Source organism: Neptunomonas japonica DSM 18939, from assembly GCF_000422765.1.
Taxonomy (GTDB): Bacteria; Pseudomonadota; Gammaproteobacteria; order Pseudomonadales; family Balneatricaceae; genus Neptunomonas; species Neptunomonas japonica.
Genome location: NZ_AUGR01000019.1, coordinates 33775 through 59284, shown reverse-complemented (window position 1 = coordinate 59284; position 25510 = coordinate 33775). Strand labels below are relative to the sequence as shown.

The window sequence follows — 25510 nt, the reverse complement described above, 5'->3', positions numbered from 1 at the left end:
ATTAAGCGCCCATAATATTGAGTTTATTGTTCCCGTCGCGTGATACGGATTCGGGGGCTGTGTAGACCGGCGTTGTGACGCTGTAGGTTTTAATAAGGCCGGACAAGCCATCGGAAGGATGAAACACCACGGTGCCTGCGCCTGCATTGACGGTGAAATTGGTGAGGGTTGGCGTTTGTGTATTGAAGACAGACAGTAAACTGACATACTCACCACCGCTTAACGACAGTGAGAATATCTGCCCCGCCTGGTTAACCATTACCGTAAAGGTGGTGCTAACGCCGAAGTACTCCATGACTAATGGATAGCTGATATAAAAATCACCACCGGTCACTGAAGCCCCTAGCGTGACAGTTACAACGCCAGCCCCATCAGGCACGTTCGTGGTGGTTTGCGGCGTGAACTCTGATCCTGCGCCCGCATCAACATCGTAGTCATAATAAAAAGATTGCGGCACAACTTCTGTGCCCGCATAGATAAACTTATCAATGAGTATTTTGTTGGTCGTGCTATCAAATGTTGCCGTGATCGATCCTGAACCAACCGTTGTGTTAAATGAAACACCATCCCAAAGGGTCGTAGTCGAAAACCCGTTAGTTACGGTAAACCTGACCATGATTTTATTGATGTTTTCAGCAGCGGGCGGGAGCTGGATTTCATAACGGCTGTTAGCGTCATATGTTCCGGTGATGCTCTTATATCCCCATGCAGACGCCCAGGTATAGATAAGCTTTGAACCTACATCGGGCTCAGCACCTAGCGTGACTGACACGGTGGCTGTTCCATCGCCATTGTAAGCAATAGCACCTATGCCAATACTGGGATCATCCCCTAATGCCAGCAAGCCACTCGACTCAATGCGATACCATTTACCGCCACTTCGATAATCGATACGTAGAGAGGCTGGCGAGGGAGGCGGCGAGATATTTTTAACAAATACCAGGCTGTTATTAAGCGTGGTAATGTCGATAAACGAGGTGAACTTAGCGGGCACCGTGACAAGCGTTGCAGGCTTAAAATACAGTGTTACCGCCGTACCCACTGATGTTGTTGTCTTGCCATAAATAGTCCCTGTTAGATAGTCTATACGCGCCGTGAATCCATAAGAGGTTCCAACCAACACGCCCGAGCCATCATCAACAGCCCCAAATAGAGTAGACAGAGAACCTGGCTCAATAGGCATGCCCGTCTCTAATGTATCCTCATAGTTATTCGATGCGCCGAAATATACATTTTGAACAGGCACTGTGAATCTATTGGCATAGCTAGGCAAAATATTAGAGAAGTTGTTGAGGTCTGTCGTTGTGATCAACACATTTAAATCAGGCGTGCCTGGCTTATTCACCATCGGCGTTTGCTGCAACGTTGAAGGCACCAGCTGCTGATGTATCGAATCAACCACCAAGGCTGTTTGACTGGTGGTGAAGTCTTCAGCGAGAGTTTTGGTGCCATAGAACTTGGTCGCGTTGGCGATGGCCGTATGATACGTATGCACATCGGAGAGATTACCGGCAGGGCTAAACGCAGAGCCTTCAAAGTCATGCTCTAACGCTTGCGTGATGGTGACTATTGATAGCTTTCGTTTGTAATCGGTAAAGCTTCCCCCGTTAGAAAAGCTCAACAATACTTCGGTATCATCCACGGCTTGCACGCGCACGTATTGCGTGTGGGTGCCATTGGTTAGCACGTACACCTCGCCAATTTCCGGCGAATCATTCTCAGGGCGTGATAAAAATGTGAGGGCTTTCATGCCCTGAATATGGTTGCCGTATAGGTAAAAAATGGCTTCATACGAGAGTGACATATAAGACTCAACACGTTGCTGCGCCTCGATGCGCGTATCGTGCGGATCGTCTGTATGGGTCAGTATCACTGAGACGCGGGGATCATCGGGGTTTTTGCGAACGATACTATGCGCGCCATAGTAGATATCGGTGTTGTCAGTCGTCACAGAAGGAAACAGCTTGCGCATGGACACATCGCCATTAACGGTGTCTAGACGCGATATATCAGGAAAGAGGTTGTTAATCTCACCATCGACCACTTCAACGCCGGTCATCGATCCGCCGCCGTTATCATTGTCGGTGTTGTCCTGGGCTTTGAATAAGTGAATATCGGCGCGGGTAATGGTCATCGTTAAACCTCAATAAAGCGTAAAGTTGTTTCGTAGTAGTCGTGGTCGTCTGGATCGGCATAACCAACCAGCTCACGGGCGGCAATAGCGCCGTCGGCATAACGAAAGCGCACGGTGTAGATCTGGCCATTGAATGTGAGTGTATGTTCTGCCGGTGTAGCGGCCAGTGTGCGCAGATTGAGCAGCACGCTGCGCGTGATTAACCCGCTCAAATTAATAGGGCGTCCGGCTTGTTTAACACCTTCCTGGATAATCAACATCCCGCCTGTGGCGTAGTCGATTGTTTGCTCTACTGGCGACCATTCCAGCTCGTCGGGCCAGACCAGATCATCAGGTAAGGTAATCGCATCTAAGGTATTCATGAGGATACAAATCTCGCGCCTTCAAGTTGTGCCAAAAGTTGCGCTGCACCGTCATTATCAAAGTCACCGGTATAGCTGCCACCGGTAGCGTTTTGAAACTCAACACGTACCGTTTTGCTGGGTAATCCTTGGGCGTTAGGTGTCTGCTGGTTTTGTGTTTGCTGCTCTTGTGCCTGGCTACGTTTGATCTGGTAGGTTTTTTCTAACAGGCGTAACGCCTCGCGGGCTTCACCGCTGGCATCACTATTGTTTTGTTTAGCGGCTAGGTCGGCTTGCTCTTCCAGGGCGTCACGTTTCTTCTGATAAGCGCGGTCTTCAATGGCAACGGCATCCCCATTAAGGCGATCCAGCTCATCCTGCAAGCTGCCAACGGTGTTCTCTAATGAGTCGGTCAAGCTTCCATATCTGACTTAATGGCTGAGATAGCATTACGTAACGGGCTGAGCTGCTGATCACCCAATAAGTCATAGGAATTAACGGCACGTTCGGCATTGGCCACCATGGCAGCGGTGACGGTATCGGCTTCTGTCAGGCTGGTGAGATGTTGCTCAAGTGAGGCTTGCTGGTTGTCATAGGACTTTTGCAAACTCACAGCGGCTTTTTCAGCACGCCAATAGGCATCCGCAAAGTCTTTCACATAGGAGAACGCTGCACGCGGCAAGCTACCAAACTTACTCACAGCGTGTGACATGCCATCGGTTAACCGGTCATACGCTGCCCCCATCTGCTCACTGGCCGCATCCCATGCCGCACCGGTTTGGCCTGCAAGGGTTAGCGCGGCACCACGATTGGCGCGCACTGACTCGGTGTTTTTATCGGTGGCGTCGGTGTTGTCTTCAATGGTTTTAGAGTCTTTCTTTGTGGTTGAGGCTTTCTTATCCTGTGCTTCAGCGGCCTCATCCAGCGCCGTGAGATGATCTTTAATGCCTTGAGTTGAAGTGCTAATACCGTTGACGGCACTTTTGGCACTCTCTGCTTTCGTGGCGATTTTATCTAACGCACCGGAGACCAGATCTAACCCTTGAACAATATGATCGGCTGAGACGCGACCCTCGGCCCCTAGCTCACTAAAATGACTCGCCAGCGCTTTGACGTCTGATTCAGTTTTAGCGGTGTGGATACCGTTAATAAAGGCATTACGAATCTGCTCGCTGCTGGAGTCTGCCTTGCTGGCAATCTCTTCAAAGCTCTTTACCAGTTTTGTTTTTTCTTGAGTGACTGTTTGAGAGAGGCTTTTTACCGCCTGCTTTGCACCGTTAAAACTTTGATTGTTGAGTGTGTCCCAGGCAGCTTTAATATCTTTTGAATCTTGCTCTAGTTCTTTCTTAAATGCATCACTCACCGCCGCCATGGCACCGGCTTTGATGCGTAAGTTCGCGGCAGCGTCATCCAGCTGTGCGGCTTCAAGGCCGCTGGCTAATGAACTCAGGATCACAGATATCGCAGAAGACACAGACCCAGCGATAGTTTTAACGCCTGCGGTAAAGCCGTTAAATATCAGCGAGAATCCTGCCACTGTTTTTTCAGCACCGCTCACAATGAGATCGAAGTTGGCTACCGCATCATTAACAAAGTCTTTGGTGCGTGTTGCTACCTTCACCAAATAATCAGAGATCTGCTGGGCGTACTCTTTTAAACGACCGTCGGCGGCCATCTTTGCTGCCAGTACGGTCAATTCTGTAAGCTGATCTTTAGCAAAGTCGAAGATACCGGCATCGGCGATCTGACCGACGAAGTTTGTCCAAGAGTCTTTAATATTACTAACTAAGCCGTTCCAGGTACGCATCTGTTCAGCAGCTGCGCCCTGAGAAGATCGGCCCATCTCATCAATGAACAACTTGATCTCTTTGCGACCTAACTTACCTGCAGAGCTAAGCTTTTGTAGTTCGGCTGTGTTCTTACCGGTGGCTTTGGCGAGCAGATCCCACACCGGTACACCACGCTCGATCAGCTGGTTTGCTTCTTCTTGCTGGAGTTTCTGTTTTGTCCATGCCTGGCCTACGGCAAGAATGACGCCTTCCATTTTCTCCTGGGTAAAACCTAGCTTAGAGGTTTGATCGATAATGGCTTGATAGCTGCCATTCATTGGATCGATACCCAAAGCTTTCAGCTTAATAAAGCCTTCGGTTACACCGGCAAGATCGGTCGGGGTTTTAGAAGCGAAGTCTTTAATCCAAGCCGTGGCTGCTTCACCGGCTTCAATAGACCCCATCATGGAATTGATCTGGGTTTCGAGCTGCTCGAACCGAGCGCCGGTGCCAATTATGCCGCCAATGGCTTTTTTCAGCGCATTGATGCCCAGGTAAGTTCCAGCGAGGGCGATGACTCTTCGGGTTAACTTCTCAACTTGCTGTCCCGCTGTATCAGACGCTTCGCCGGTACCGTTTATCGCACGCCGAAATCTACCCAGCACATTGCTGGATAGATCACGCGCCCTAATAACAATGGAGAGTGCTGTTTCGCGCAAAGCCATGGCGGATTAGTCTTCTTGATCAAGATAGAAGGGGGCGGTTTCACCATTACGCAGAAGAACCTTGCCGCCGAGCGTGGTGGTGACGTACTCGCTGGCCATCAAATCGACTGCGGCGGTGGGTGCCAGCGAGACTTCGGGAATGTCGCACTTAACGGGTAAGCCGGTGGCTAAGTTGATACCGTCCAGGAAGATACGGGCACGAATGGTGGGACGAATACCGCCGTTAATACGAGAGCCTGCAATGGCTGCGTGATCGTAGGTGAGCTTGATATCAACGCCTGCTTCTAATACACCTCCGGCCACAGCGCGGATTAAACCAGCGGCATAGTTAATCTCATAAGCGGCTGCACTGACGGGGCTATCATCTGAGGCCAGCTTTGCACTGATACCTGCTTCGGCCAGATTACTATGCACTAACTTTGTCCAGCGGCCTTTAGCTAATACGCTGACAACCGCATCGGCTACGTTTCCTGCACCCTGATTAATCGTATCAGTCTCACCCAGTAAGGCCATGGCCAGCATCTCAGCGGGTTGATCATCAAACGCGATCGCTAACTCGCTTGGCTGAGCAATGGTGACACTGTCTAAGGCTTGGCCGTACGAGAGTTTCTTTTTAGAGGAGCGATCTTTGGATTCAGACGGGGTGTTGATCTGCAGCTGTGTGGCATTCAACGGCCCGACTAATCCTGTTGAGTTTCCGGTGGCATCAAAGCGATCAAAATACACATCGCCTGCTAAGAGTAGTCCGCTCATTTGAGGGCTCCTTTGGTTTTGAATTTGATTTGATAGGCAATCGGGTAATAGCCAAAGCCATTTGAGAAGCCTGGGCGAGAGGGGGCGTTGACCCGCACAAAGTTGCCCAGATCACCATGTAGGCCAGCCATCTCGCTCAGCACGGAAGCCATGAGCGGCCCCGCTTTGCTTTGGTCTCGTAAACTAACGGTAATGACCACCATCCATGTTTGAGTGACGTGTGCCGAAACACCGCCTTGCGCGGTATTTGGCACAGCATCACCGGCATAGATCACATGGGCTGCAGGCGTGACTTGTCCGCGTTCTTTCATCTCGGCCAGATCACAACTGCGATACACCTTGCGCAAGCCCTCGATAGTAGCGAGGCGTTGCACCAGGTGATCTTCTGCAATGAGGTAGTTATCCGTTAGCAAGTACATCAGATGAAGTCCTTGCTCGACTCACGACCAAACACACTGCCAGCACTGCTGATTTGTGCGGTGTTATTGCTAGGGCTGGCGTCGCCTTCATCGGGCATGCCTAAGCTAATTGAGCCGTTACCTAGCTTATTAAGAAAACTCACTGCACCGTCGTAGCGCTCTTTAATGCGATCAGGCGCATGTTCGTCATGCAGTAAATAGCGGGTAATATCACAGCTAATACGCACTAACACTGCCGGTATGTTGGGCAAGGGCAGGGTATAGCGTCCGCCTAAGTAGCCATCGATCTCGGCACTGGCATCAGCCAATGCTTGATTTAACATGGCATCATTAATCACACCCGCGTCGGCATCGTGATCGGTAAGGAGGATCAGCTCCTCCTCACCGAAGCGGGTCAGCATGTCTGTTTTAACGGCGTACATCGGTTACTGCCCCATCCAATCGCGTTTTAGTCTGATCGCTTCAATCAACGCGTCTTTTTTCATGCTGGAAAAACCTGCAATCTCACCGGCAGCAGCAATCTCTTTGAGTTGTGCCACGGTCATGTCTTCTAGCTTTGCACCCATACCGTCCGGCCCCACGGACCCTTCCTCGTTGTCTGCCTGATCTGCTTCAGGCGCTTCGACAAACTCCACGACCAGGCGCGGCTCGCTTTGAAGCTGCTCCAGTTGTCCTTTGGAAAAGTCAGATACGGGGTAAGTGGTTGGCTCTGCCGGATGCGCAATACCGGCACGGCGAAAGCCTTGCACAGCGGCGATAATACGGATGTGACTAGCATGAGTATTCTTAGGCATTTCATTATCTCTCCTGAGTAACAGGAGGCAGGGCTAAGCCCCGCCTACATAAAGGGTGCGCGGCTTATGCCAACCAAGGAACGATGAGCAGCTCTACACTTTCGTAGTTGGGGTTGCTTGCACCATTAGCTGTGTTCATAACTTTTAAGAGGTTCTTGGCTTTGGCCTTATTCTTAGGACCCGTTACCATCAGGTTGGGAACGATCCCCAGTGGCGAACCTGCATCATTTTTGAACGACATCATGGCGGCATCTGCGGCTTCGTAGTTGTCTGCATTCAGTTCTGCCTTAGAGCCAAACGCTAGCTGCCAAAGACCAAAACCAACATTGCAACGACCATCAACACCCCAGATAAACTCGTCATTCATAAAGACGTGATCTGACGTTTTAGGATCAGTTTTAAAGCTGATGTTAAATTGACGGCGTTCCTGCCAAATCAATGGCTTTAAAGGACGCTTGGTACACATCAGGAACCAAGGCTCACCAGAACCTGCCTGCATGTTAGAGACCGAGACTTCTTCACCGTCATTACCGACAGGGTGGTCGCCATCAAAGTAAGGTTGGCCGTCGTAACACAGCTCAGTAAATCCGTTTTTCAATAAAGGGAATGCCAACAGATCAGGAAACTCTTTGGCGTTAACGGCCATCTGTTCGAAGAGCGGCATGTAGGTGCCATACTCGTCATCATCGATAGCATCCTTGGGGATGGCTTCGGTCTTTTCGAACTTACGGTTTCTGATGGTGAAGTCATGGTTTTTAAGGCGGTTGATAACACGCGGCCCGATCCACTCTTGAATCTGGCTTGAGTTACCTAGCCATGTGTATGTATTTGCTGATGTTTTTGAAGGAACAATCGTGCAGATATTCTTATACATCGACTCTGCACCGCTGAATGCTTTATTGAATGCGGTGTTTACAGCCGTGTTTAAGATGCTGAGGTTTTGAGCATTAACGTCCATTAGGTTCTCCTGAATTTATTTAAAAGGCTTATCGAACGGTTACTCGATGAACACCCAGACACCGTCTGCACTTACATCATCAATGCGACCTGCCAGAGACTTACCGGTCGCGTTGGCTGATACGGTTTGGTCATCCACAATGTGAGCAGAGGAGCCGATATCAGCCCGCGTGATATCACCGCTGTTTTTGAACAAATGGGCACCGCGAATGCTTTCAATCAAACCCGCACCATCAATACCGTTTCGGTTATCCGATGGATATTGAGCAACCCCGCGAACCCGTAATCCTGTGCCCGTTGTGCCAGGCTCAACAAAGCCGCTGGTATTCAAAACGAGCAACGCCCCTGAGAAAATTTGAACACCACCGGCCACGGGATCATTGTTTAAATGGGTCTCGCGGCGGCGGGTCGTTCTGTTCTTATTTAAAGCAGCCATTACGCATTACCTTTTTTGGTTTTCAGGTAGTCCGCTTCTGAAACACCTGTCGCGAGGCATACAGATTTTTCATCTTCGCTGAGGGTGGCGAGCGGGTCGGTGTTGTCTGCATCCGGTTTTTTGCCGGTGGTTTGCATCGCCGCCAGCGCTGCAATGGGTTGTGATTTATCCAGGAAGGATTGCAGAGCTGCCAGATCCTGCTTACCCAGATCTCGCGCCCAAGCCTCCATCGCCGGAACGAGTCGGCCTTCCTGTTTAGCTTTATCGATAACCTGATCCAGCTGAGTGGACGCGCCTTCAGCCGATAGCACCGCAATTTGTGCATGTAACTGGTGTACCGCCTCGACCGGTACATACTTGGCTGGGTCTACCGAACCGCCATTATCGTTAGCTTTAAGGGCTGCAACTTCGGTAGCTAACGTGCCAGCGGTACCTGCTTTTGTTTGCAGTTCGCTGAGCGCAGCCAGTACAGCGGCGTTATCGGGTTCTTTGCCGTCTTCAACAACAATGCCTAGCTGTGCCAGCATTGCTTTTAATAGCTCATCCATAGAATGCTCCGTTGTAATAGTGGGTTTAGGTGTAGAAGTGAGGGAAAGCGCCGCCAGCGCTTCAACGGCTTGCATGCCATCAATGCCAGGGCGATTAACTAGCGCAGCCGAATGCAGCCGCAATGGGCGTCCGGTGGTAGCGTCGTAAGGGAAAACGGCAGAGAGGAATTTGTACTCGCCGTTTTTTATGAAATCGGTAGCGCGAGGTGTCCACTTGGGCTTTATCCACAAGCCGGAACCTTCGCGCCATTCCATTGCTTTAAACCAGCCAGAAGCGGGCGCAGGTTCGCCGTTCTCTTCTGCTTTAAGAGTCTGGTGTTCATAGTCAATGACGAGGTCGTTAGTGCGTTGGTTAGCTAGCGCGATAAGGTGGGCGGCTACATCTGCATCAATAAACCAATGGTTACCTGGTACATCAAATGGGCGACCGTCTACAGCACGAAAGAGCCCAGCGGGTAACAGCTGCTGCCAGCCATTAGCATCGGCGTTTAAGTCGAGCGAAAGCACCGCAACCGGTTCGGCTGTGGTGTTTAGTATGGCAAGAGGGTAAGGGTTTGATGTCTTCATGCCGCCAGATTATTGAATCTAGCGGCAAGGGATTAGAGGAAGGGGTTCAGTGGGTGATTATTCAGGTTTTTTAATAGCTTCTATAGCTACAGAAATGATTTCGGGACTTGGTAAGCGAGCTTCCGCTATCAACGGGACTAGAGTGCTGATTTTATTTTCCATTTCGGCGATCTGTTTTTCATTCCAATAAGGCCTATCACCTAAAAAAGTAGAACATGAACTAACCAGCTTAACTGCAGACAACAAGCCTGTGTACTCACGTTCGAATGATAACCACTCTGAATAGCTATTTGAGTACTCTTTGAGAAACGGGTGCTTATTGATAACGGGAAGAACGTCATTGTTTAGATCATTATTTGAATTAGAGTTATCATCAATTTGTTCAGCAGAGACACATACAGATATAGCCATTTTCAGCTTTGAAAAGTACTTTTCTAACGGTACGTATTTTTCAAAGACATCTGTATTGAGCTGGTCAATATATTGGGCGTCGAACTTTTCATATGGAAGTCCAAAGATAGACTGTGCCTCTAATTGCTGTTTAACAGGCTCACTTGCGAGAATGCGTTTCAATTCGGATAATGAAGTATGTATGTCTGTGTCGAGAGGAATATCTTTTTTAGCATCTATAAGTAAATTGTTTATTTGTTCATAAGAGGCAAATTTAGACATTTGCTTTAATTCAGTTACTTGGTTGTTTAGAGCGTGTCTCTGTAATTCTAATTCTTTTCTTTGTAGTTGCAGCTCTACTCTTTGCATTCGATAGCCGTGAACAAGCCAAAGAAATGCTAGAGCACCTGCTATTCCAGAAATAAAATCTCCAATTGTAGATACGTGACCACTTGTTAATGAAACTGATTGTATAACAGTAATCGTGAATATTGCGGAAATAACTAAAGTGACAACCGTAATTAGTCCTACCCACGATGCTAGTATACTTTTTCCCAAGTTGAAAAATTTATAGCTACTAGGTGATTTCAGAAACTTCCAAGCACTTAGAGGGTTATCTAAATGATTTATATTGTTATCTTCAGGCATCTTTTTTCTCAAAAAAAAATATGATGTGCATTTTAAGCCCCTTAGGTTTTTATCAGATGTAAGTTTCTCTGAAAAATATTTTCTGCAGTCTTGTAAAAGAGCAGGGGTGACGTTAAGGAGCAAGGGGGTTAGGCTACATTAAAGTATTTAAGTGGTCTGCATATGTCATAAATCATTTTGTTATAGCTCGACCACTCTGGGTTCAAGTTGCTCCATGATGCGGCTCTACTTTTTCCATCAGGGCTTAATGGGCTGGGTTTATTTGGCCCATTAAGAATTTGTTGCCAATCTTTCCCTGCTTTGTCACTAAAGAAAGAGTGAGGAAGTTTATCTTTGCAAAACTCATATGCAGAAGACTCTTTTGTTAAAGGCAAATTACTAAGGTATTCAAAGACATCTGGCTTATAAGCTTTCAGCACACACAGGCCAATTGTTATCTTAATAACGGATGGATGCCTTAGTATTTCGTGTTTTTTGACCGTGTTATATATTCCGAAATTGATTATTGACTTGTTCATTACTCTTAACGGTAGGTTTAAAGCATGGAAATAGTGTCTAAATAAATCTATATCGTTAGTGTAGAGCTCTATGCCTGCGCTGGCAGCTGCATTGGTTATGTAATCAACTACAAATATCTGCTTTTCTTGATCAGCACCGACTTTCGGTAGAGATGTAGTTATGTGAATAAATTTATCTAAGTACGTAAGTGAGTCAAAACCTGCTCCATAAATCACCTTCAAAGACTCAGCTAGTTGGGGTTTATTCATGGACAATACAAAACAAACCCCTTGTGCAGAAAATACATGCTTTATTAATTCAATAAGAGCGAGAGCATAATCTGGTCTGCAGCGGTCTAGTTCATCAATAATGAAAATAATGTTTTTTGAAGCTGTAGGAGCTCCTTCTACTGTGCTTTCATCTAATAGATCTCGAGCAAGTACTGTCAGTGACTTATTAAAAGCTTGCATAGTAGCTTCTTGGTTTGTATAGGAATTGAGGAACTTTTCACCAATCACAATTTCATTTGATATGTCATCAGACAAACCTTCTGCGATGCCTTCAAACCCTGGCTCGCCAAATAGTTGGTGAGCAGCCATTCTAGTCAGAGCTTTAGAACCAACTATCACTCCTGATTTTAGAAACTTACCAACACCTTCTGCGAAAGCCTTCGCAGTTTCATCACCTGATAGTTGGTTTTCTTTTGCAAGTTCATATATAGCGCTTGAAAGTGGTGGGAATGGGTCTTGATGATGATCATTTTTGAAAGCATCAAAATAGATTACTGGAATATGTTGGTCTTTTAATGTTTTCTGCCACATATGAAGAAAGGCTGTTTTTCCTTCGCCCCACGGAGCATCCAAACTAATAACAAGCGAGTCGTCTGAATTACTAATGATGCTAGTAAGGCTATCTGCAACTTCTTTTCGTTTAAAGGTATCGTTGTTGTTATTAAAACCATACTCTTCAAAAACAGCGTAATCATCCGGGATATGATACTTCATGTACTTCCTTGCATTATGGATATCTGATGAAAAACATTAGCCTACCCCGTTAGACCCGCGTTAGAAATCCTTTCCAGACTAAATACGTATCAACAGCCGCCTTTACTGATCCATGCCCTTAAAACGCCTTACACGCCGTCAGTTAAAAACTGGTTCATGATCTCGATTACCTCTGTTTCATCCTCTGCACTTAATCCTAAGAAGCGCCGTGCTTCGATGTTTCTTTCTTCAGCACCAAGTTGCTGGGTAGCCGCATAAGCTTCTGTGCCTGGGCCGGTGCTAACGCCTGCTTCGTTATTACCCCAGAACGGGAAGATGGTGTCTCTTAAATGTAGATGTTGGCCGTGGAGGATTTTATCGATGGGTACGCCTTTGCGTTGCTTGGCTTTGTGGTTAACGCTGAGCATTTGGTTTTGAGGGTTATAGCGGAAGTGGTGCGTATGATCATCTGATGTGATTACTTTAAACATATTGCCTCCGTGCAAAATGCTGGTATTTAAGAAAAGAGGTCCAATTCTAAACTGGGTTGGTTGAAAGAATGTAATGCCTTTTTCTGAAGGATAGACCATATCCAGCGATCTGTAAGTTTATATTCTAGAGCTAGCTTCACGACGGCCTTATTGGCTGTTATTCCTTCACGCACAATGACATCAAATTGATCACAAATACTTAAGTCTCGGATGCGTCGTAAGGCGGCATCACATCGGGGGATATAGAGTGGTTCACCGGCACAGTGGTGAGCTAGTTTTTGTGCATCATCATCGCCAATCTGTTTAGCGAGCGCACGTAAATAAATGCGGCCATTTCGGTTAGCACCGGTGGGGAGTGGCAGGGTAGTACCCCCAAAACGCTCGACCAGCCGCAATGTCGCAGGCATGCCAATGACTGTTGCCACTTCATGGATAGAAGCAGGCAGCAAGCTTTGTAATTGAGCGATTTGAGTTGTCATACGAACAGCCCCCGAGTGATGCTGTTCAGTGTAAGGGGGCGTCGCGTTAGAAAAAAATATTATTTGTTGGCGGTTTTGTTTGTTTAGAAACTAAAGCGGAAAAATTATGACTTCGAATTATTCTCTACTATCAATCATTATCGTCAAACGCTTTTACACAAGCACTAGCGGCATAAGAGACTGGTATTGCAAAAGATATCATAGATAGGTAGTAAGCCCATTCAGGGACATGACCACTGCCGCCAAAATAGTCGGCGACATAATCTGCCCCTACTATCATTAAAAACAATGTCACTAATAGCAGTGCAGTGGTTTTCAGTTTTAGTTGGTTCTTTTTAGATATTCTCATTTTTATATATGTGGCGTCTTTCTAATAGGTATATCGAATAGGGCACAACGCCGCGTTAGTTGCTTTCTCCAATTGATTCGAATTGCTTAATGAGATTATCAGCTTCCTTCAGCCCTTTTTCTGATTGAACTTCGATTTCAGTATGAAGTTTATTAAGCTTTTCAAGTGCTAAAAATATTTCAGGTGTGTCTCTCAGGAATATGTACATTCTTAAATCCTCAAAAATTGAACGATTTAATTTATACGGTAATTCTTTGCCTTGTGACGTTTTGAAGAGAAACTCTTCAATCAATAAAGTCAATTCAACTTCTTTGTTTAGTGAAACTCTAAATTTATGACTTTTTTGAGGCTCAAGAGAAACTGTATGTCCTGATAATACTTCTCGCTCAGCTTTAGATGCTCCCAAAAAATAACTTAATGAGACTAAATCTATTGGCTTATCACTAGAGTTAGTCGCTATAATTTCAATATAAAACCCATCTTCATTTGAACCAAATTCATGTATAAAGGTTAAACTTGGACGGTTACTTAATAACCCCTTAACAAGCAAAAATGTTGATAAAATTGCACCATAAGCTCCAATTATTAACATTAATATATCTTTAGTTTCCATAACTTACTCCATTAGCAACTAACGCCTAAGTAAGCTGCGTGAAATGGTGGGACGTTTTTGTGTAAGAATTGGCGAAGCCAATACACAAAAACGGCACATTAGCGATGCTCGTACGTTCTCTTTATTACTTTTCCATTTTTTACTGTTTCACTAACAGGTAATTTTTTCAGGATAATTGCAGGTTTCCCTTTTTCTGGAATTTGTGGTTTCCATTTATACTCTGTAGTTGTGCTTTTTACCTGCCCGAACTTATCGTAATGAACAGTTGTTGATACTGGTAATTTCTTCAAAATTACCGCAGGTTTTCCTTTTTTAAGAGAACCAGTGGATTTATCAACGGGAACTACTGGCGAACCTATTCCTCGGCTAGGTGATGCAGCATAGGAGAGTGAGGCGCTAACTGTAAACATGATAAATGGTATTGCTATAAAAATATTTTTTTTCATTATAACTCCAAAATTTATTTAAGTTCCAAGTAAAAAGCGGTTATAGAAAATTGTTACAGTTAATCCAGCACAAACTACTGCATAATCGCAAAATGAACCAATTCCTAATATATCTCCAGCATTAACTATATCAGAACACCCTGTCTGTATTCCGGATGTGCAAGGTAGAGGGCCAGGGTACATATAGGTTATTACTTGAGTGTAATGCTTGTCTAAAATTATGGGATCTCCAATTGGAGATAGTGCATCTAGCTTTTTCTTCATATTATTCCCCTTTCGCTAACGCCGTAAATCACTGTATGCCAAAAGCTGCAAAGCGAGGAACGAGCGGCGCGGCTTTTGGCAGTCCAAGTGGATTTGCCTTGTTATGTGAGATTGCTAGAATGTAGCGTCACAAAGTGCAGTGCATGCATCTTAATTTAGAGCCTTTTTACTCGCCATCCTTCTGCTTTATACCAATAAACATCACGTATAGTTGTGCTGGAGGGCTTAGTAAGTTTGATGTTTCCTTTTAGTACTTCGTGCCATTTATCCTCTCTTAATGCCTCTACAAGATAATTGATAGAATAAGGTGGAACACCTTCTGCACTAATAGTTAAAGTTCCAGTATGCGCAACATCTGGATTATTCTTCACATTCATGCTGATATCCATGTAAGGAGAAGACTCGGGTGTTGGTGCTTCTGGTAGAGGCAGGGTTGCTTTAGGAGGGGTATAACAACCGATACTCATAAGTCCAGATCTACTAGAATTTATGTTAGTGAAAAGGATAACCGCCTGGGCACGCGACACAGCTGAATATTTGTCATACCAAGGTCCACCAGTAGCATGTGTAACGACGTATCGACCTTTCACTTTTTTCGTACCATCATTAAAAGCGACATCGTCAAAATAGATATATTCCCATGTAAGTTTTACTGCATTGTCTTTATTAGGTCGGCTTCCTTTACCTGTCTCGCTGATTGACTTGCAATATTGATAGCCTACAGGTGCTTCGAGGTTATATCGATGTTGGCAATCCGGCCTACGTTTCCACGCATCCGTTTGTTCACTAGCTTCACACTCCATGTCCGTGAACAAGACTAGGGCCTTCTGCCTAAGGCGTTCTTGAAAGGATTCAACCTGTTTTTGTAAAACGCCCATCTGGTTTGTTAAATCTGTATTTGCATTTTCCGAGTATTCAGGATCAAAGTATGATTCTGGGACGGTGCCAGATCTTATTAAAGCTACTGTTTGGAAAAATTTACCAACTGTTTTTCCTTTGCAGTTTGAAATTTCAGCTGGAAGTGCTGCATCTCCTAACTCATTTATACACTGGGTTGTAATTTTTCCCACATCAGGCTTGATTAGCTTCGCCAATTTATCTCCTAAAGATGCAGGGAGTTTAATATTCATATAAGTATCGGCGAGCTTTTTCATGCAGTTAGTTTGCTGCTTATAATTTTCTGGGTAATCGTTTTTGCACTTTATTTGTTCCTTAAGTGAATCAATTCTGTTCTGAAGCAGTTCAATACGAGCTTTAGCAAAAATGTCCGCTTTTATATCTGCATAGACTTGGCAGCTTGTTAGAGTTAGCAGCAATAACAAAAAGTTGTAGCCGAAGAATATTCGAATATCTCTCATAGAGACTCCTTGTTAATTTAAACATTTATTCTTATGCCTTTAAACGACATGATGATTTCTTTTTATATAAATTAAATGTCAAAATTATTCCCTTGTTGTAGAAATAATGAGGACGGAGGTATTGTTTTTTAACCAACACTTGTACATTTTTAAATACCTCCGTCCCCTTTTATGCTGAGGGATATGAATTAGCATTCGTACGATGTAATTCCAGTGTTTTCATGAGGGCCCTTAGAAGGATCATTTTTATGGCTTTCTAAATCTTTTATTGCATCTTTCTCTTCATGCTGAGACATTCCCTCCCAATCATGACTAATGCAATAAGCTCTGTAGCAAGTTTTTTTTTCTTCGTTGTCGCTATTCATTGAATATCTCCTGAAATAAATTAAACGTGACAGCATGTAAAGCAATTAGCTTTTACTCTTATCACAACACTTGTATGCGGTGATATTATAATCTGTAAATACTAGCTTGAAACTGCTTTGTGTGTTTGGTATTTTGCTAGGGAAGTATCAATGGGGCGTGTCATTGGTGCATTTTTAAGTCGAGCAGATTGTCAGCACTACTAAAGTGCTCCACATGCATAAACTACTAGCTTTACTCCTTATTTACTGGGGAGCATGGCGTTAGGGTTACGGCGCGAATGGTTTTTATATGACACTAGAAGACAAAAAAAATATTTCAGAGACGATAAGAAATATCGTAATGACCGTGGATTTTTGCATAGGCGGGCTATGGACATATTATATATTCGATGCTCGATTAGAAATTCAAAATGCTGAAGCGCAGTTACAGAAATTAAATAATGAGTTAATTCAGAGGCCTATAATAATCACATCTATGGATTATTCTGTCAAGAAGGATGAAACTCGCAAAGCTTGGTTTATTATAGTTTATATTGAAGTTGAGAATAAAGGGAATTTGAACGCCCAAATTGGCATAGCTAAGGAATCACTTAGGGTTGCAAAGGTGGTTATGAAAAATGGTGTGATATCCGATTTTAAAAATCGGATCCATACTGAAGTAAAAGTGATTCCTGGAATAAATGAAGAGAAGTCTGCATATGGTTTTGTTGGTGCATCAAGTCTTTTAGCAGGCCAGGTGAAATATTTGCAGTATGCTGTGGAAGTGACCGAGGCTGGTTTATATCAGATTGAATTTCATGGAAAATTGGGGGATTCCATTGCTGATGCTAGAGGAGAGAGTGAGTTTAACTATCCAAAAAAATTTTTAGGTACACTTGAATTTATTCTAATAAAATAATGCTCTAGCAAGTCAACTGTTTAGCCAAAGTATGCCAATTAGTTACCTTAGGTAAATTATGGCTTGTATATCAGCTATCTTTGATATAATAACCGGCTGCTCCTGACGAAAAATAGAACTGATCCTGTGCACAACTTCATTGTTTAATGGCTTTTGTGTGCGTGTTTCTGTAGTGATGCTACTAGCCTCCATAACTGATCCCGATCTAGCCAATCTACTTTTTCAACTTTAAACATCCTTTGCGCCATAGCATGCGCATAGTTCCAGTGCAGTTTTCTATTTGCCAGTAATGCTTCTACTTTTCCCATGAGGGCTGCTTTATCTTTGGGTGGGTTAGGGCGTTTACCAAACTTACGCGCAGCGGGTTTGTAGCCCAGGTTTTTTAAGTGCTCCATGACTCTATACAGGTCACTAATATGCATGTTGGCGCAGCTGTTGTGTTTGGTTACTTGGCTGAGCATAGCGCGGTAGGTTTCGTCATCCAGCCCCAACTCTTTTTTTGCGATATGGATGCGGGCGGTGATGGCCTTGCGGTTGTTTTTAGCTGGCGGGGTGTCGCGTTTTACAGTCATCGAAAGTGTTCCTTTTAGGAATTTTTCCTATATTTATATAAGCAAAATTTGGCTAGCTTTAAGGTGATCCTGGAGCGACAACCGGTGAGCATAAGGAACGTGCCCGGTGGTATAAGAAGTCCGCGCCTTTGTTTAAGGCGCGGCGCATTTAATCCTCATCCAGTTATTTAAAATTTCCCTTCACTTGCAGAATCTTACTGGTACTATATGGGAGCTAGTGGGATGTTTATTAGTGCGGCTGCCTTCTCAAAGTGGATTTTCTTAAGTCCACTTTGATGAGGCAGTTCGCCTCGTTTGTTTTAATAAAATAAAGGAGCTCATATAATGAGATTAATAATACAAAAACCTAGAACAGTATGCGTTAAATACCCCAATGGTATGGAAGTTTCCATTACTGATAATGGTCGAACCTCTTTTGAGTGTTCGTTTCCTTTCTTGAGGTACTTTATCGCGTAATTTGTTGGGGGCTACTGAAACAGCCCCCCAACCCTTTCTTCATATTTAATTCTCTAAAGCGCTGCCAGATCCAACGACACAGGTTTAAATTGATCGGTATCACCGCACCGTTCGTACAGGCGTATATAGGATTTACTGCCAGTGATCTGGATAGAATCGGCAATGGCTTCCATAGCCTTTATCCAGTCTTTGTCATCGATCTTGATACGACGCAGGCCGAGAATACGGGTGGTGCTGAGGTTGCCTTGTTTATCGACTTGGAAGGCTTGCTCGACTAACGCTTTGATCTCGGTGCCAGAGTTTTCTGTCCAGCGGTGGATGCATTGATCTATCAAGGCTTTGGCCGCTAATAAGCGCTCATCAAAGGTGATGTGCTCAGCAATAGAGCGCTGTACTTTGTATTTACCATCAAAGCTGGTCAGGCTAACGTTGCCTTTCTTACCGCCTACCTTTACGCCGTACTGTTCCAGCGATAAATCCACCATGGCAGCGACATCACCAAAGGCATCAAGCTTGAACTTGAGCATATCTTGCTGCAGCTCTTTGGCCTTGGTGACAAGCGCTAACACGAGTTCATGGCGTTCGAGGTCAATCGCTTCCACGTTTTCAATAGGGACTAAACGGCCCAGGTTATCTTTTAAGTAACCCGCTGGAATATTGAGTTGCTGGTTCATATAGCTTGCCTCTGAGTCATATTTTTGTGAGAGAGGAGCAGCGTGCTTACGTCCAAATTATGTAATGGCACAATGGTGCGGCTGCTAGATTTGATGGCGCTGGTTAACATGGCGCGTGTGGTGCTGCCGTTATCAAAGCGCTCTAAGTTTTCATTAATAAACTCTTCCATAAAGGTGCCTGCCTCTTCTAAGAAGCGCGTACGTGTTTTCATGTCTTGGGCCAGAAACACCACGATGCCTTTTTTAATATCGGTGCGTTGTAAGTCGATAACGTAATAAGTGCTCATGCTGTTTCTCCACATTTCAGGTTGTTCGGGCAGGTTTGACAGGCGCGATACAGCGCCACACGTTGCGGGTTAGACGGCGTGAATTTCGCGTTGCGGTGTTTTTGGCACTGTGCAGCGGTGATCTCACCCATCACAGGGCATTGAATCGCACCGAGTACATCCATCACGCGGGTTTTCATTTTCCCTACTGAGGGGCTGGTGTATTTGTTACTCAACAACAAGCTAACGCTGGTGCGTGAGATGCCTAAGCGATGCGCGACTTGAGTGCGGTCGCTCTCGGATACGGCATTGGCCAGCAGCTGTATGAAGTGGGGAGGTTGTGTGCCCCAGTTACTGATGTCAGTTTTGACGGTTTCTTTTAGAGTCATGGGTTTCATAGCAGCTCCTGTGGGTCTTCGGCGTACATCACTTTATTGAGATTAGGGTCATAGACGGTTTTAACGCTCTGCACCTGGGGTGGCCGTGGGCCTGTGTTCATTAGGGGTTTGAGCGAATAGCTTTCTAGGCTGTTACGGGTCGCTACCTTGATGACGTGGAGATAACCCGCCCGCTTGAGTGCATACAGATAACTTTTGGCATATTTAAGGGCGATATCGATGCCGCTTGCAGAGGCATGTGCGACTAGTCGCGCTGCATCTAACTGGCCTAGCATGCGCAGTGTTCGCCACATGCATTCTGCTGCTTGGCCTTGCTGTATTGGCTGGCCTTTGCGGTTGAGACGCGGCGCTTCTATACCGGTGTCCTTCACTAATATGTAGATGCGTTTCTCAAACAATCCGCCGCTCTTGTGAGTGATATAGCCTCCGGCTTGCAGGCAACTGAAATACGTCCTTAATGCGGCAAGATCCACATTGGCATCCCGCGAGAGAGGGCGGGCAGTAAACTCCTTGCCTTGGGTTTTGCGGAGTTCTTCCCATACCCGTTGGCGCGCTGACTTGCCGCCAATCATCTCTAGCTGGGCAGGTTTGCGGTGTCCTTTTCGTTGAGTCATGTCTGTCATGGCGACCTCAGATCCGACGCTTCGGCGCTTCGCCGGTATAGAGTTCACGTTTGCCCCACGTCGCTTTATCAACACTCGACCAGCCGGTGGCGTTGGCTTCTTCTTGGATCATCTCCATATTGACGGCGACACGGCGAACACTGCCGCCCGATAGCTGCACAATGTGAGCGATCAGGTCTTCCGCTATCTCGATATGTGGTGCATACAGCGGTGTGAGTTTGCAGGCATCTTCTAAAGTGACCGGTTGCGCAGGCACCCACGCTAATACCCGTCCATGAAAGCGCTCAAACTTTTTAAGCTTGTTAGGCAGCTGCTCTTCGCCAATCAGTAAGATGGCGGATTGGCTGGCTTCGTATAGGTCGCGTACCAGTTCGACTGAGTTTTTGTCGACCAGGTGATCCATCTCATCGATGATCAAAGGCCTGCCTGACTTGGCCAGTTCTTCGGCGGCTTGATCCAGCATGTCGGGGATCGTTGAGCATGGGCGGGCACCCATCTCTAGAAGGATCGCTTTGAGTGTGGCCTTTTTAGTCCAGACGCTTTTGGCCTGAACGTAATAAGCACGGCGGCGGTTAGCAACGTGGGTGGCCGATACCGACTTCCCAAAACCGGACGGGCCATACATGCAGACCATGCCAGGCAAACTGCTGGTGCGTGAAATAGCCCGTTCAAGCGCGACATCGCACAGACCTAAGTTAGTGATGTCGGCAATACCATTGACCATGTATTCGTGTGTGTTCATACTTTTAGTGCTCCTTTCTCTAGCGTTTGAGTGAGCATCGGGGCGGCGTTGCTGCGCTTAGCCCCGACCCTCAAAATTCTGCGAATCTTTGTGTTAGCGATTTGTATTCTTTCGAGCGCGGGTAGGTTGTTACCCAGCGCCGATGTTCTTCCGGTACCGTTGTGCCGCTCTCATAGGCTTGATAGGTTTGCAGGCGCTCGTCTGGCGTCATCTGTTCTGGCATCCGTAGGCCGTTTACTCCTATTTCGATAACCTCGGGCTGTTGCTTAGCTTTGATACGCGTTTGTATGTCGTGAACGTTGCCTATGCCTGGTATAAACGTGGGTGTGTTTTGATCAAGGGCATAGCTGCCGCGACGTTCGGCTTCTATCTCGTCGATCTTCACTTCAACGCGTTTTAGGCGTGCATCAGCGCGTTTTTCACGGGCCTGCATGATGTAACTCATCGGCATGTAGTGAGCGGTATTGGCGTTCCACTCGGCTTTACAGATCAAGCGGCCTTGTTCTTGGTCATATACCCAGATGTACTGTGCATCACGAAAATCAAAGGCCACTTGCACGCTGTCTCCATGAAACTCTTCTAGCTCACGGCTGAAGTAGCGGTTATTGAGTAGACGGATCTCACCGCGCAGAACTTTGCGGGTAACGCGTGGGCGAAACACATCAGCGGCTTGGTCTTGAGTTAATAGGTGCGCTTCCCAGCCTTTGCTTTGATGCATGGCCCAGTTCTCGTTGGGTGACATGTGACGGCGTTTACCGGCTGTGTCGGTAATCTTGGGCAGTGAGGCATGTGGTTTGGTGTTGTAGAAGTCCATGCGGTCTTCACAAAAGTCGATAAAGTTCTCCCACCCTAAGAGGTGGGTTTTACCACTCTCTTTAATCGCTTTACGGCTGAGCTTGTGTTGCAGCTGGGCGGCTTCGCGGTCCATGTCTTTACCGATGTATCCGGCAATGGATTTAGCACCATCAATCCAAAGGGTTTGATGGACACGCTCGATAACGCCGCGAGCCTGAGAGTTGTAAGGCAGTGAGTGACGAATATCGGTGCCTAAACGGGCCAGTACGCCAATCGCCTCGTCTTTTAATAAGGCGTTGCAATAACCGGAGCCGTTATCGACATACAGCATGGCGGGTACGGCGTGGGTGCAGCTATCGATTAAGGCATCCAATACAGCAATACCGCTCTCGGCTAAATCAACGGAATAACCAACGGCTTTACGCGAAGCGATATCAATAAAGGTGGTGATCTCAGGGCGAAACGGGCGACCGTGGCGCGGGTGAGAGACTTCAGCATCAAAGGTATGACCATCGGCGGTGTAGATATCTGCCGGTACCAGTTGCTCAAAAGTACGACGTACAAAGGGCATGAGGTTTTTGATCTCACGCGCACCCATACGGCCTTGTTCGCGGCTGACGTTACCGACCTTTTTAAGCAAGCGGCGAACGGCATGTACACTGGGCGTGTTATCGGGCCACTGCTTTTCAAACTCACGGTAAGCATGTTCAACACTGGGCTTTTCAGGTCGCTGATAGCAGGCCATAAAAGTCGCGGCCCAGTCAGGTATCACTAGCTCACGTTTGCCTTTAGGGGCGAGTGTTTTAGTGGTGGGCGATAACCAACGTTTAAGTGTGCGTACGCTGGGGTAAGGGTTGTCGCCTCTGCCGCGTGTGTCTTTTGCCATACGTAAGGCTTTGTCTAACACGGGGCTGCTATCTTCTAACGCACCCATGGCGGCTTGTGACAATAAAGTCGTCATAGCGGCTTCTTTAGTGATGCCTTGTTTGTTCATGCTTTCAATCGTGCGAACAATCGTAGTGCGTGCATCAGTGGCTTCGCGCTGGCGTTGAGTGAGGGCAGTATCGGTTGTGGCTGGTACGTCGTTTGTTGCTAAGCTAGGTAATAGTTGTTCAACGGCATGCGCTTCTAATGCTTTGCGGGCATCGGTTGGCAGGTTGCTGATGTGGTATTCATAGCCCTTACCAAAAGTGCGTTTTTGAGATTCCCAACTTTCGCGTTCAGCGAGTTTGTTTATGCCTCGCTCGGTGCTGGGCAGGCCTTCGATGATTGTGAGTTCTGTGGCGGTAAACCAGTGTTTCATTCTGGAGCCTCCAGATTGAGTTCTGGTTGCTGCTGTTTGGCTAAGTTGCCACGTTGATGGGCAAGATCTTCTATTAAGAGAGTGATCGATTGGATGATAATTTCTTGTTCTTCTTTTCCTTCCCAAAAGCTAATAAGCTGCGCGATAACGGTATGGCTAAAAATGCTGAGTTCGTTTAGTTCTTTATGCTCTGCTTTACGCCCTGTCGGCATGTTTATGACAAGTTTGTTCGCACTGCAGGCTAAGTAATAGGTGACGTAGTCACAGCGGCAGGCGTGTTCAAACGGTCGGATTTTGATAGCGGGCATTCTTCCTGATTCAAGCCATTTGTAGAGGGTGAAGTGGCTCGCTTCTCCCATCAGGTCTGCTATGTGATCGACGGATAAGTTATGCGCGTCTTTTGCGTATCGGATACAGAGTTCCATTGCATGGCGCATACTTGTTCCGCGTTCTTTTTTCCAATTGATCTTGGCCATTGGGGCTATTACCTGAATCGTTGTTCCAAACAAAAAACGGTTTTGTCTCTATGCCTGTTGGCTTCTCGTGATTAGGCTATATCTAAGCAATCAGGAGAGACTCACAATGCATTTATGCGATATGAAGCTGCTTGTCAGCGATTTCAGTGATAGACTTGAAACCACGTTTGCCTTGATAGCGCGATGGCCATATGTCTTCAGGTCGCATATCAAGGAACTCTGCAATGATTCGTTCGGCTTTTGGATAGGGCGCACGAAACACGCTATTAAGGGTTCTCGGGTTTTTATACCCATGATGGCGGGCCAGTCCGGCAAGACTGGCTCCTTTTTTACGGATAGCAGCCATGATGTCTTGGTGGTGCATATCTTTTATTGTTGAGTGAGTTTTTGGCTTGCTCATTTTTTTGGCCTTGCGTTAGTGAGTTGTAATTAGTCACAATCATTCATATTTGCAATTAATTTAACTCATAAATGATAGGCATGCAAAGCATTTATGATAGTTCCTATTCTTATTTATGATAGGTGTCTGTCTTTTTTGCGCTAAGTGTTTGATGTTCCGGTACTTTTAACTGAAAAGGTTTATCAAAAATGAATGACTCACCAGTTCCTTTTAATACGAATGGAATCGGAACGCGCATTGAAGAGGCTGCTGCCAAGGTTGGTGGTAAGCGTGGTCTCTCAAAAATGATTGATATATCTGAAGCGCAGCTATACCGAATAATTGCGGAAGAGAGCAGTCCCAAGATTGAAACGTTGGTGGCTATTGCTAATGCGACAGGTGTTTCGGTGACCTGGCTTGCGATAGGCGATAATAGTGCTGAAAGTGATAGTGCTGAGCATATTCAAGAGTATGACTTTGTGCCGCTTTATGATGCGCAGTGCAGTGCAGGTAACGGTTCATGGAATGAGAATGCTCAAGTCCTGACTAAGCTGGCCTTTACTAGCTACTCTTTAAGGAAGAAAGGCTTAGACCCTAAAATGCTATCAGCCATCCGTGTTGATGGTGATTCAATGGAAGGCGATCTATCTGATGGTGATGCTGTAATGGTTGATCACTCTAAGACTGATGTAAAAGGAGAGGGGATCTATGTGATTCGTTTGGACGGGCATTTATACGCTAAGCGTCTACAGCGCACGTTTGATGGGATAGATATCATCAGTACTAACAAGGCTTACAAGGCTATGTCTGTACCAAAGGATCGTATAGAAGAGATTGAAGTTATTGGCCAGGTGGTGTGGTCAGCAAGTTGGTGTATATAAAGGAAAGAGTATAAATGGAATTAGGTCCTGAAGATTTTAAAAATTTGTCTATAGGCATTCTGGGTGGTGCTATTGTCCTAGTAGGACATGGATATTATAAAAGACTAAAAAGGTCGAACATCCTTTCTGATATTGAGATGCTTACATATGAGAAAGAGCATCTTGAGGGGATGAAGCGCTCAAGTGTTCAAATGAGCCGTAGCTCCTTTAGAGCTATTTTTGCTGTGTTTATGATGTTTTCAGCTGCAGAATTGGTTCCGCATTTCGCAGAATTTGTAAACTCTAGGGGTGCTTCCTATCACTCTCTCCTTTGCGTGTTTATTTGGGCGGGCGCTGGAGGGATAAGTTATAAGTACTTTCGACGATTCAATGATCTTAAATCCATGAAGGCTGCGTTTGCGAGGATCGATGGCAAGCTAGAGAAGTTGAACAGTAAGCTCTGAAGTGACAAAAAGTGCGCCAAATCATTAAGTCTTGCAGATGCGGTGCGCTAAATTCTTACTAGGCTAAATTTATACTCATTCTATCGATACTTGCCTACACCCCACGTATTCTTCGCCCACAACCTCCCGCTTAATTTCAGATACTCCCGCTTATATATGTGCCAATAAAGGTGCTAGATCACACCACTCTGTGAACTCATGACTGATAAACTTTAGATTGGATTTTGTGGCAGCAATTAAGATTTGTCCTATACTTTTTTTGTGGTGTGCTATTGGT

General features: G+C 45.9%; 33 protein-coding genes. 3 read left to right on the top strand and 30 right to left on the bottom strand.

Annotation, left to right across the window (positions count from 1 at the left end; genetic code table 11):
- Nucleotide 1: 1 nt before the first annotated feature.
- The 21 genes from G511_RS0113185 to G511_RS24385 all read right to left on the bottom strand — a co-directional run bounded on the left by G511_RS0113185 (nucleotide 2) and on the right by G511_RS24385 (nucleotide 16327).
- Nucleotides 2–2134 carry a hypothetical protein gene (locus G511_RS0113185; RefSeq protein ID WP_028470042.1) on the bottom strand — a complete coding sequence of 711 codons (2133 nt, stop codon included), beginning with the start codon at nucleotides 2132–2134 and terminating at the stop codon, nucleotides 2–4.
- 2 nt (nucleotides 2135–2136) lie between these two features.
- Nucleotides 2137–2496: a hypothetical protein gene (locus tag G511_RS0113180; protein ID WP_051222042.1), complete on the bottom strand. Its 360-nt coding sequence runs from the start codon at nucleotides 2494–2496 to the stop codon at nucleotides 2137–2139.
- The gene (locus G511_RS0113175) at nucleotides 2493–2891 is read right to left on the bottom strand and encodes a hypothetical protein (protein WP_028470040.1); all 399 of its coding nucleotides are present in this window, start codon (nucleotides 2889–2891) and stop codon (nucleotides 2493–2495) included. The genes G511_RS0113180 and G511_RS0113175 overlap by 4 nt, the downstream gene beginning before the upstream one ends.
- Nucleotides 2888–4969 carry a tape measure protein gene (locus G511_RS0113170; protein WP_028470039.1) on the bottom strand — a complete coding sequence of 694 codons (2082 nt, stop codon included), beginning with the start codon at nucleotides 4967–4969 and terminating at the stop codon, nucleotides 2888–2890. The genes G511_RS0113175 and G511_RS0113170 overlap by 4 nt, the downstream gene beginning before the upstream one ends.
- A gap of 6 nt (nucleotides 4970–4975) precedes the next feature.
- A complete protein-coding gene (locus G511_RS0113165) occupies nucleotides 4976–5722 on the bottom strand; it encodes a phage tail tube protein (protein ID WP_028470038.1) in 747 nt (248 codons plus the stop codon).
- Nucleotides 5719–6141, bottom strand: a complete 423-nt coding sequence (locus G511_RS0113160; protein WP_028470037.1) for a phage tail terminator protein — start codon at nucleotides 6139–6141, stop codon at nucleotides 5719–5721. Before G511_RS0113160 ends, G511_RS0113165 begins: the two co-directional genes overlap by 4 nt.
- On the bottom strand, nucleotides 6141–6563 hold the full coding sequence (locus G511_RS0113155) for a gp436 family protein (protein WP_028470036.1): 423 nt from the start codon (nucleotides 6561–6563) through the stop codon (nucleotides 6141–6143). The genes G511_RS0113160 and G511_RS0113155 overlap by 1 nt, the downstream gene beginning before the upstream one ends.
- Before the next feature lie 3 nt (nucleotides 6564–6566).
- Nucleotides 6567–6935 (bottom strand): HI1506-related protein, encoded by a 369-nt coding sequence (locus G511_RS24525; RefSeq protein ID WP_036552027.1) that lies wholly within the window; start codon nucleotides 6933–6935, stop codon nucleotides 6567–6569.
- 64 nt (nucleotides 6936–6999) lie between these two features.
- Nucleotides 7000–7893 (bottom strand): Mu-like prophage major head subunit gpT family protein, encoded by an 894-nt coding sequence (locus G511_RS0113145; protein WP_028470035.1) that lies wholly within the window; start codon nucleotides 7891–7893, stop codon nucleotides 7000–7002.
- 39 nt (nucleotides 7894–7932) lie between these two features.
- Entirely contained in the window at nucleotides 7933–8328 is a 396-nt protein-coding gene (locus G511_RS0113140; protein ID WP_028470034.1) for a hypothetical protein, read from the bottom strand.
- Entirely contained in the window at nucleotides 8328–9443 is a 1116-nt protein-coding gene (locus tag G511_RS0113135) for a phage protease (RefSeq protein ID WP_036552025.1), read from the bottom strand. The genes G511_RS0113140 and G511_RS0113135 overlap by 1 nt, the downstream gene beginning before the upstream one ends.
- A gap of 57 nt (nucleotides 9444–9500) precedes the next feature.
- Entirely contained in the window at nucleotides 9501–10481 is a 981-nt protein-coding gene (locus G511_RS22870) for a hypothetical protein (protein ID WP_036552024.1), read from the bottom strand.
- A 128-nt stretch (nucleotides 10482–10609) separates the two neighbouring features.
- Nucleotides 10610–11983 carry a KAP family P-loop NTPase fold protein gene (locus G511_RS0113125; RefSeq protein WP_028470032.1) on the bottom strand — a complete coding sequence of 458 codons (1374 nt, stop codon included), beginning with the start codon at nucleotides 11981–11983 and terminating at the stop codon, nucleotides 10610–10612.
- Between the two features lie 128 nt (nucleotides 11984–12111).
- Nucleotides 12112–12453 (bottom strand): phage virion morphogenesis protein, encoded by a 342-nt coding sequence (locus G511_RS0113120; RefSeq protein WP_028470031.1) that lies wholly within the window; start codon nucleotides 12451–12453, stop codon nucleotides 12112–12114.
- 26 nt (nucleotides 12454–12479) lie between these two features.
- Nucleotides 12480–12932 carry a Mor transcription activator family protein gene (locus G511_RS22865; protein ID WP_051222040.1) on the bottom strand — a complete coding sequence of 151 codons (453 nt, stop codon included), beginning with the start codon at nucleotides 12930–12932 and terminating at the stop codon, nucleotides 12480–12482.
- Between the two features lie 130 nt (nucleotides 12933–13062).
- Nucleotides 13063–13281 carry a hypothetical protein gene (locus tag G511_RS0113110; protein WP_028470030.1) on the bottom strand — a complete coding sequence of 73 codons (219 nt, stop codon included), beginning with the start codon at nucleotides 13279–13281 and terminating at the stop codon, nucleotides 13063–13065.
- A gap of 55 nt (nucleotides 13282–13336) precedes the next feature.
- Entirely contained in the window at nucleotides 13337–13894 is a 558-nt protein-coding gene (locus G511_RS0113105) for a hypothetical protein (RefSeq protein WP_028470029.1), read from the bottom strand.
- Between the two features lie 98 nt (nucleotides 13895–13992).
- Nucleotides 13993–14340, bottom strand: a complete 348-nt coding sequence (locus G511_RS0113100) for a hypothetical protein (protein ID WP_028470028.1) — start codon at nucleotides 14338–14340, stop codon at nucleotides 13993–13995.
- 18 nt (nucleotides 14341–14358) lie between these two features.
- Complete coding sequence (locus G511_RS0113095) at nucleotides 14359–14604, bottom strand: hypothetical protein (RefSeq protein ID WP_028470027.1); 246 nt, start codon at nucleotides 14602–14604, stop codon at nucleotides 14359–14361.
- 155 nt (nucleotides 14605–14759) lie between these two features.
- On the bottom strand, nucleotides 14760–15962 hold the full coding sequence (locus tag G511_RS0113090; RefSeq protein ID WP_028470026.1) for a hypothetical protein: 1203 nt from the start codon (nucleotides 15960–15962) through the stop codon (nucleotides 14760–14762).
- Between the two features lie 188 nt (nucleotides 15963–16150).
- On the bottom strand, nucleotides 16151–16327 hold the full coding sequence (locus tag G511_RS24385; RefSeq protein WP_156905216.1) for a hypothetical protein: 177 nt from the start codon (nucleotides 16325–16327) through the stop codon (nucleotides 16151–16153).
- A 289-nt stretch (nucleotides 16328–16616) separates the two neighbouring features.
- Between G511_RS24385 and G511_RS0113080 the strand changes: the two genes are divergently transcribed.
- Nucleotides 16617–17225: a hypothetical protein gene (locus G511_RS0113080; RefSeq protein ID WP_028470025.1), complete on the top strand. Its 609-nt coding sequence runs from the start codon at nucleotides 16617–16619 to the stop codon at nucleotides 17223–17225.
- 143 nt (nucleotides 17226–17368) lie between these two features.
- On the opposite strand, the gene G511_RS0113075 is transcribed toward G511_RS0113080, so the two are convergent.
- From G511_RS0113075 to G511_RS22855, 9 genes are all read right to left on the bottom strand, one after another.
- Nucleotides 17369–17797, bottom strand: a complete 429-nt coding sequence (locus G511_RS0113075) for a gp16 family protein (protein ID WP_051222038.1) — start codon at nucleotides 17795–17797, stop codon at nucleotides 17369–17371.
- Nucleotides 17798–18306: 509 nt separating this feature from the next.
- The gene (locus G511_RS0113070) at nucleotides 18307–18927 is read right to left on the bottom strand and encodes a DUF3164 family protein (RefSeq protein ID WP_028470023.1); all 621 of its coding nucleotides are present in this window, start codon (nucleotides 18925–18927) and stop codon (nucleotides 18307–18309) included.
- Nucleotides 18924–19214 (bottom strand): hypothetical protein, encoded by a 291-nt coding sequence (locus tag G511_RS0113065; protein ID WP_028470022.1) that lies wholly within the window; start codon nucleotides 19212–19214, stop codon nucleotides 18924–18926. The genes G511_RS0113070 and G511_RS0113065 overlap by 4 nt, the downstream gene beginning before the upstream one ends.
- Nucleotides 19211–19591: a transcriptional regulator gene (locus G511_RS0113060; RefSeq protein WP_051222037.1), complete on the bottom strand. Its 381-nt coding sequence runs from the start codon at nucleotides 19589–19591 to the stop codon at nucleotides 19211–19213. Before G511_RS0113060 ends, G511_RS0113065 begins: the two co-directional genes overlap by 4 nt.
- Nucleotides 19588–19989 carry a hypothetical protein gene (locus G511_RS24380; RefSeq protein ID WP_156905215.1) on the bottom strand — a complete coding sequence of 134 codons (402 nt, stop codon included), beginning with the start codon at nucleotides 19987–19989 and terminating at the stop codon, nucleotides 19588–19590. Before G511_RS24380 ends, G511_RS0113060 begins: the two co-directional genes overlap by 4 nt.
- A 232-nt stretch (nucleotides 19990–20221) precedes the next feature.
- A complete protein-coding gene (locus G511_RS0113050) occupies nucleotides 20222–20956 on the bottom strand; it encodes an AAA family ATPase (RefSeq protein ID WP_028470020.1) in 735 nt (244 codons plus the stop codon).
- A gap of 70 nt (nucleotides 20957–21026) precedes the next feature.
- Nucleotides 21027–23054, bottom strand: a complete 2028-nt coding sequence (locus G511_RS0113045) for a Mu transposase C-terminal domain-containing protein (protein WP_028470019.1) — start codon at nucleotides 23052–23054, stop codon at nucleotides 21027–21029.
- Nucleotides 23051–23530, bottom strand: a complete 480-nt coding sequence (locus G511_RS0113040) for a hypothetical protein (RefSeq protein ID WP_028470018.1) — start codon at nucleotides 23528–23530, stop codon at nucleotides 23051–23053. The genes G511_RS0113045 and G511_RS0113040 overlap by 4 nt, the downstream gene beginning before the upstream one ends.
- Nucleotides 23531–23642: 112 nt before the next feature.
- Complete coding sequence (locus tag G511_RS22855) at nucleotides 23643–23930, bottom strand: helix-turn-helix domain-containing protein (protein WP_036552020.1); 288 nt, start codon at nucleotides 23928–23930, stop codon at nucleotides 23643–23645.
- Between the two features lie 188 nt (nucleotides 23931–24118).
- Here G511_RS22855 and G511_RS0113030 point away from each other — a divergent pair, with 188 nt between their 5' ends.
- Nucleotides 24119–24790 carry a S24 family peptidase gene (locus G511_RS0113030; protein ID WP_028470017.1) on the top strand — a complete coding sequence of 224 codons (672 nt, stop codon included), beginning with the start codon at nucleotides 24119–24121 and terminating at the stop codon, nucleotides 24788–24790.
- Between the two features lie 14 nt (nucleotides 24791–24804).
- Nucleotides 24805–25233: a hypothetical protein gene (locus tag G511_RS0113025; protein WP_028470016.1), complete on the top strand. Its 429-nt coding sequence runs from the start codon at nucleotides 24805–24807 to the stop codon at nucleotides 25231–25233.
- The last annotated feature ends 277 nt before the right edge of the window (nucleotides 25234–25510 follow it).

Coding starts and splice junctions, on each gene's coding strand:
- G511_RS0113185 (WP_028470042.1), bottom strand. CDS start 2,134: ATGACCATTACCCGCGCCGATATTCACTTATTCAAAGCCCAGGACAAC.
- G511_RS0113180 (WP_051222042.1), bottom strand. CDS start 2,496: ATGAATACCTTAGATGCGATTACCTTACCTGATGATCTGGTCTGGCCC.
- G511_RS0113170 (WP_028470039.1), bottom strand. CDS start 4,969: ATGGCTTTGCGCGAAACAGCACTCTCCATTGTTATTAGGGCGCGTGAT.
- G511_RS0113165 (WP_028470038.1), bottom strand. CDS start 5,722: ATGAGCGGACTACTCTTAGCAGGCGATGTGTATTTTGATCGCTTTGAT.
- G511_RS0113160 (WP_028470037.1), bottom strand. CDS start 6,141: ATGTACTTGCTAACGGATAACTACCTCATTGCAGAAGATCACCTGGTG.
- G511_RS0113155 (WP_028470036.1), bottom strand. CDS start 6,563: ATGTACGCCGTTAAAACAGACATGCTGACCCGCTTCGGTGAGGAGGAG.
- G511_RS24525 (WP_036552027.1), bottom strand. CDS start 6,935: ATGCCTAAGAATACTCATGCTAGTCACATCCGTATTATCGCCGCTGTG.
- G511_RS0113145 (WP_028470035.1), bottom strand. CDS start 7,893: ATGGACGTTAATGCTCAAAACCTCAGCATCTTAAACACGGCTGTAAAC.
- G511_RS0113140 (WP_028470034.1), bottom strand. CDS start 8,328: ATGGCTGCTTTAAATAAGAACAGAACGACCCGCCGCCGCGAGACCCAT.
- G511_RS0113135 (WP_036552025.1), bottom strand. CDS start 9,443: ATGAAGACATCAAACCCTTACCCTCTTGCCATACTAAACACCACAGCC.
- G511_RS22870 (WP_036552024.1), bottom strand. CDS start 10,481: ATGCCTGAAGATAACAATATAAATCATTTAGATAACCCTCTAAGTGCT.
- G511_RS0113125 (WP_028470032.1), bottom strand. CDS start 11,983: ATGAAGTATCATATCCCGGATGATTACGCTGTTTTTGAAGAGTATGGT.
- G511_RS0113120 (WP_028470031.1), bottom strand. CDS start 12,453: ATGTTTAAAGTAATCACATCAGATGATCATACGCACCACTTCCGCTAT.
- G511_RS22865 (WP_051222040.1), bottom strand. CDS start 12,932: ATGACAACTCAAATCGCTCAATTACAAAGCTTGCTGCCTGCTTCTATC.
- G511_RS0113110 (WP_028470030.1), bottom strand. CDS start 13,281: ATGAGAATATCTAAAAAGAACCAACTAAAACTGAAAACCACTGCACTG.
- G511_RS0113105 (WP_028470029.1), bottom strand. CDS start 13,894: ATGGAAACTAAAGATATATTAATGTTAATAATTGGAGCTTATGGTGCA.
- G511_RS0113100 (WP_028470028.1), bottom strand. CDS start 14,340: ATGAAAAAAAATATTTTTATAGCAATACCATTTATCATGTTTACAGTT.
- G511_RS0113095 (WP_028470027.1), bottom strand. CDS start 14,604: ATGAAGAAAAAGCTAGATGCACTATCTCCAATTGGAGATCCCATAATT.
- G511_RS0113090 (WP_028470026.1), bottom strand. CDS start 15,962: ATGAGAGATATTCGAATATTCTTCGGCTACAACTTTTTGTTATTGCTG.
- G511_RS24385 (WP_156905216.1), bottom strand. CDS start 16,327: ATGAATAGCGACAACGAAGAAAAAAAAACTTGCTACAGAGCTTATTGC.
- G511_RS0113080 (WP_028470025.1), top strand. CDS start 16,617: ATGACACTAGAAGACAAAAAAAATATTTCAGAGACGATAAGAAATATC.
- G511_RS0113075 (WP_051222038.1), bottom strand. CDS start 17,797: ATGACTGTAAAACGCGACACCCCGCCAGCTAAAAACAACCGCAAGGCC.
- G511_RS0113070 (WP_028470023.1), bottom strand. CDS start 18,927: ATGAACCAGCAACTCAATATTCCAGCGGGTTACTTAAAAGATAACCTG.
- G511_RS0113065 (WP_028470022.1), bottom strand. CDS start 19,214: ATGAGCACTTATTACGTTATCGACTTACAACGCACCGATATTAAAAAA.
- G511_RS0113060 (WP_051222037.1), bottom strand. CDS start 19,591: ATGAAACCCATGACTCTAAAAGAAACCGTCAAAACTGACATCAGTAAC.
- G511_RS0113050 (WP_028470020.1), bottom strand. CDS start 20,956: ATGAACACACACGAATACATGGTCAATGGTATTGCCGACATCACTAAC.
- G511_RS0113045 (WP_028470019.1), bottom strand. CDS start 23,054: ATGAAACACTGGTTTACCGCCACAGAACTCACAATCATCGAAGGCCTG.
- G511_RS0113040 (WP_028470018.1), bottom strand. CDS start 23,530: ATGGCCAAGATCAATTGGAAAAAAGAACGCGGAACAAGTATGCGCCAT.
- G511_RS22855 (WP_036552020.1), bottom strand. CDS start 23,930: ATGAGCAAGCCAAAAACTCACTCAACAATAAAAGATATGCACCACCAA.
- G511_RS0113030 (WP_028470017.1), top strand. CDS start 24,119: ATGAATGACTCACCAGTTCCTTTTAATACGAATGGAATCGGAACGCGC.
- G511_RS0113025 (WP_028470016.1), top strand. CDS start 24,805: ATGGAATTAGGTCCTGAAGATTTTAAAAATTTGTCTATAGGCATTCTG.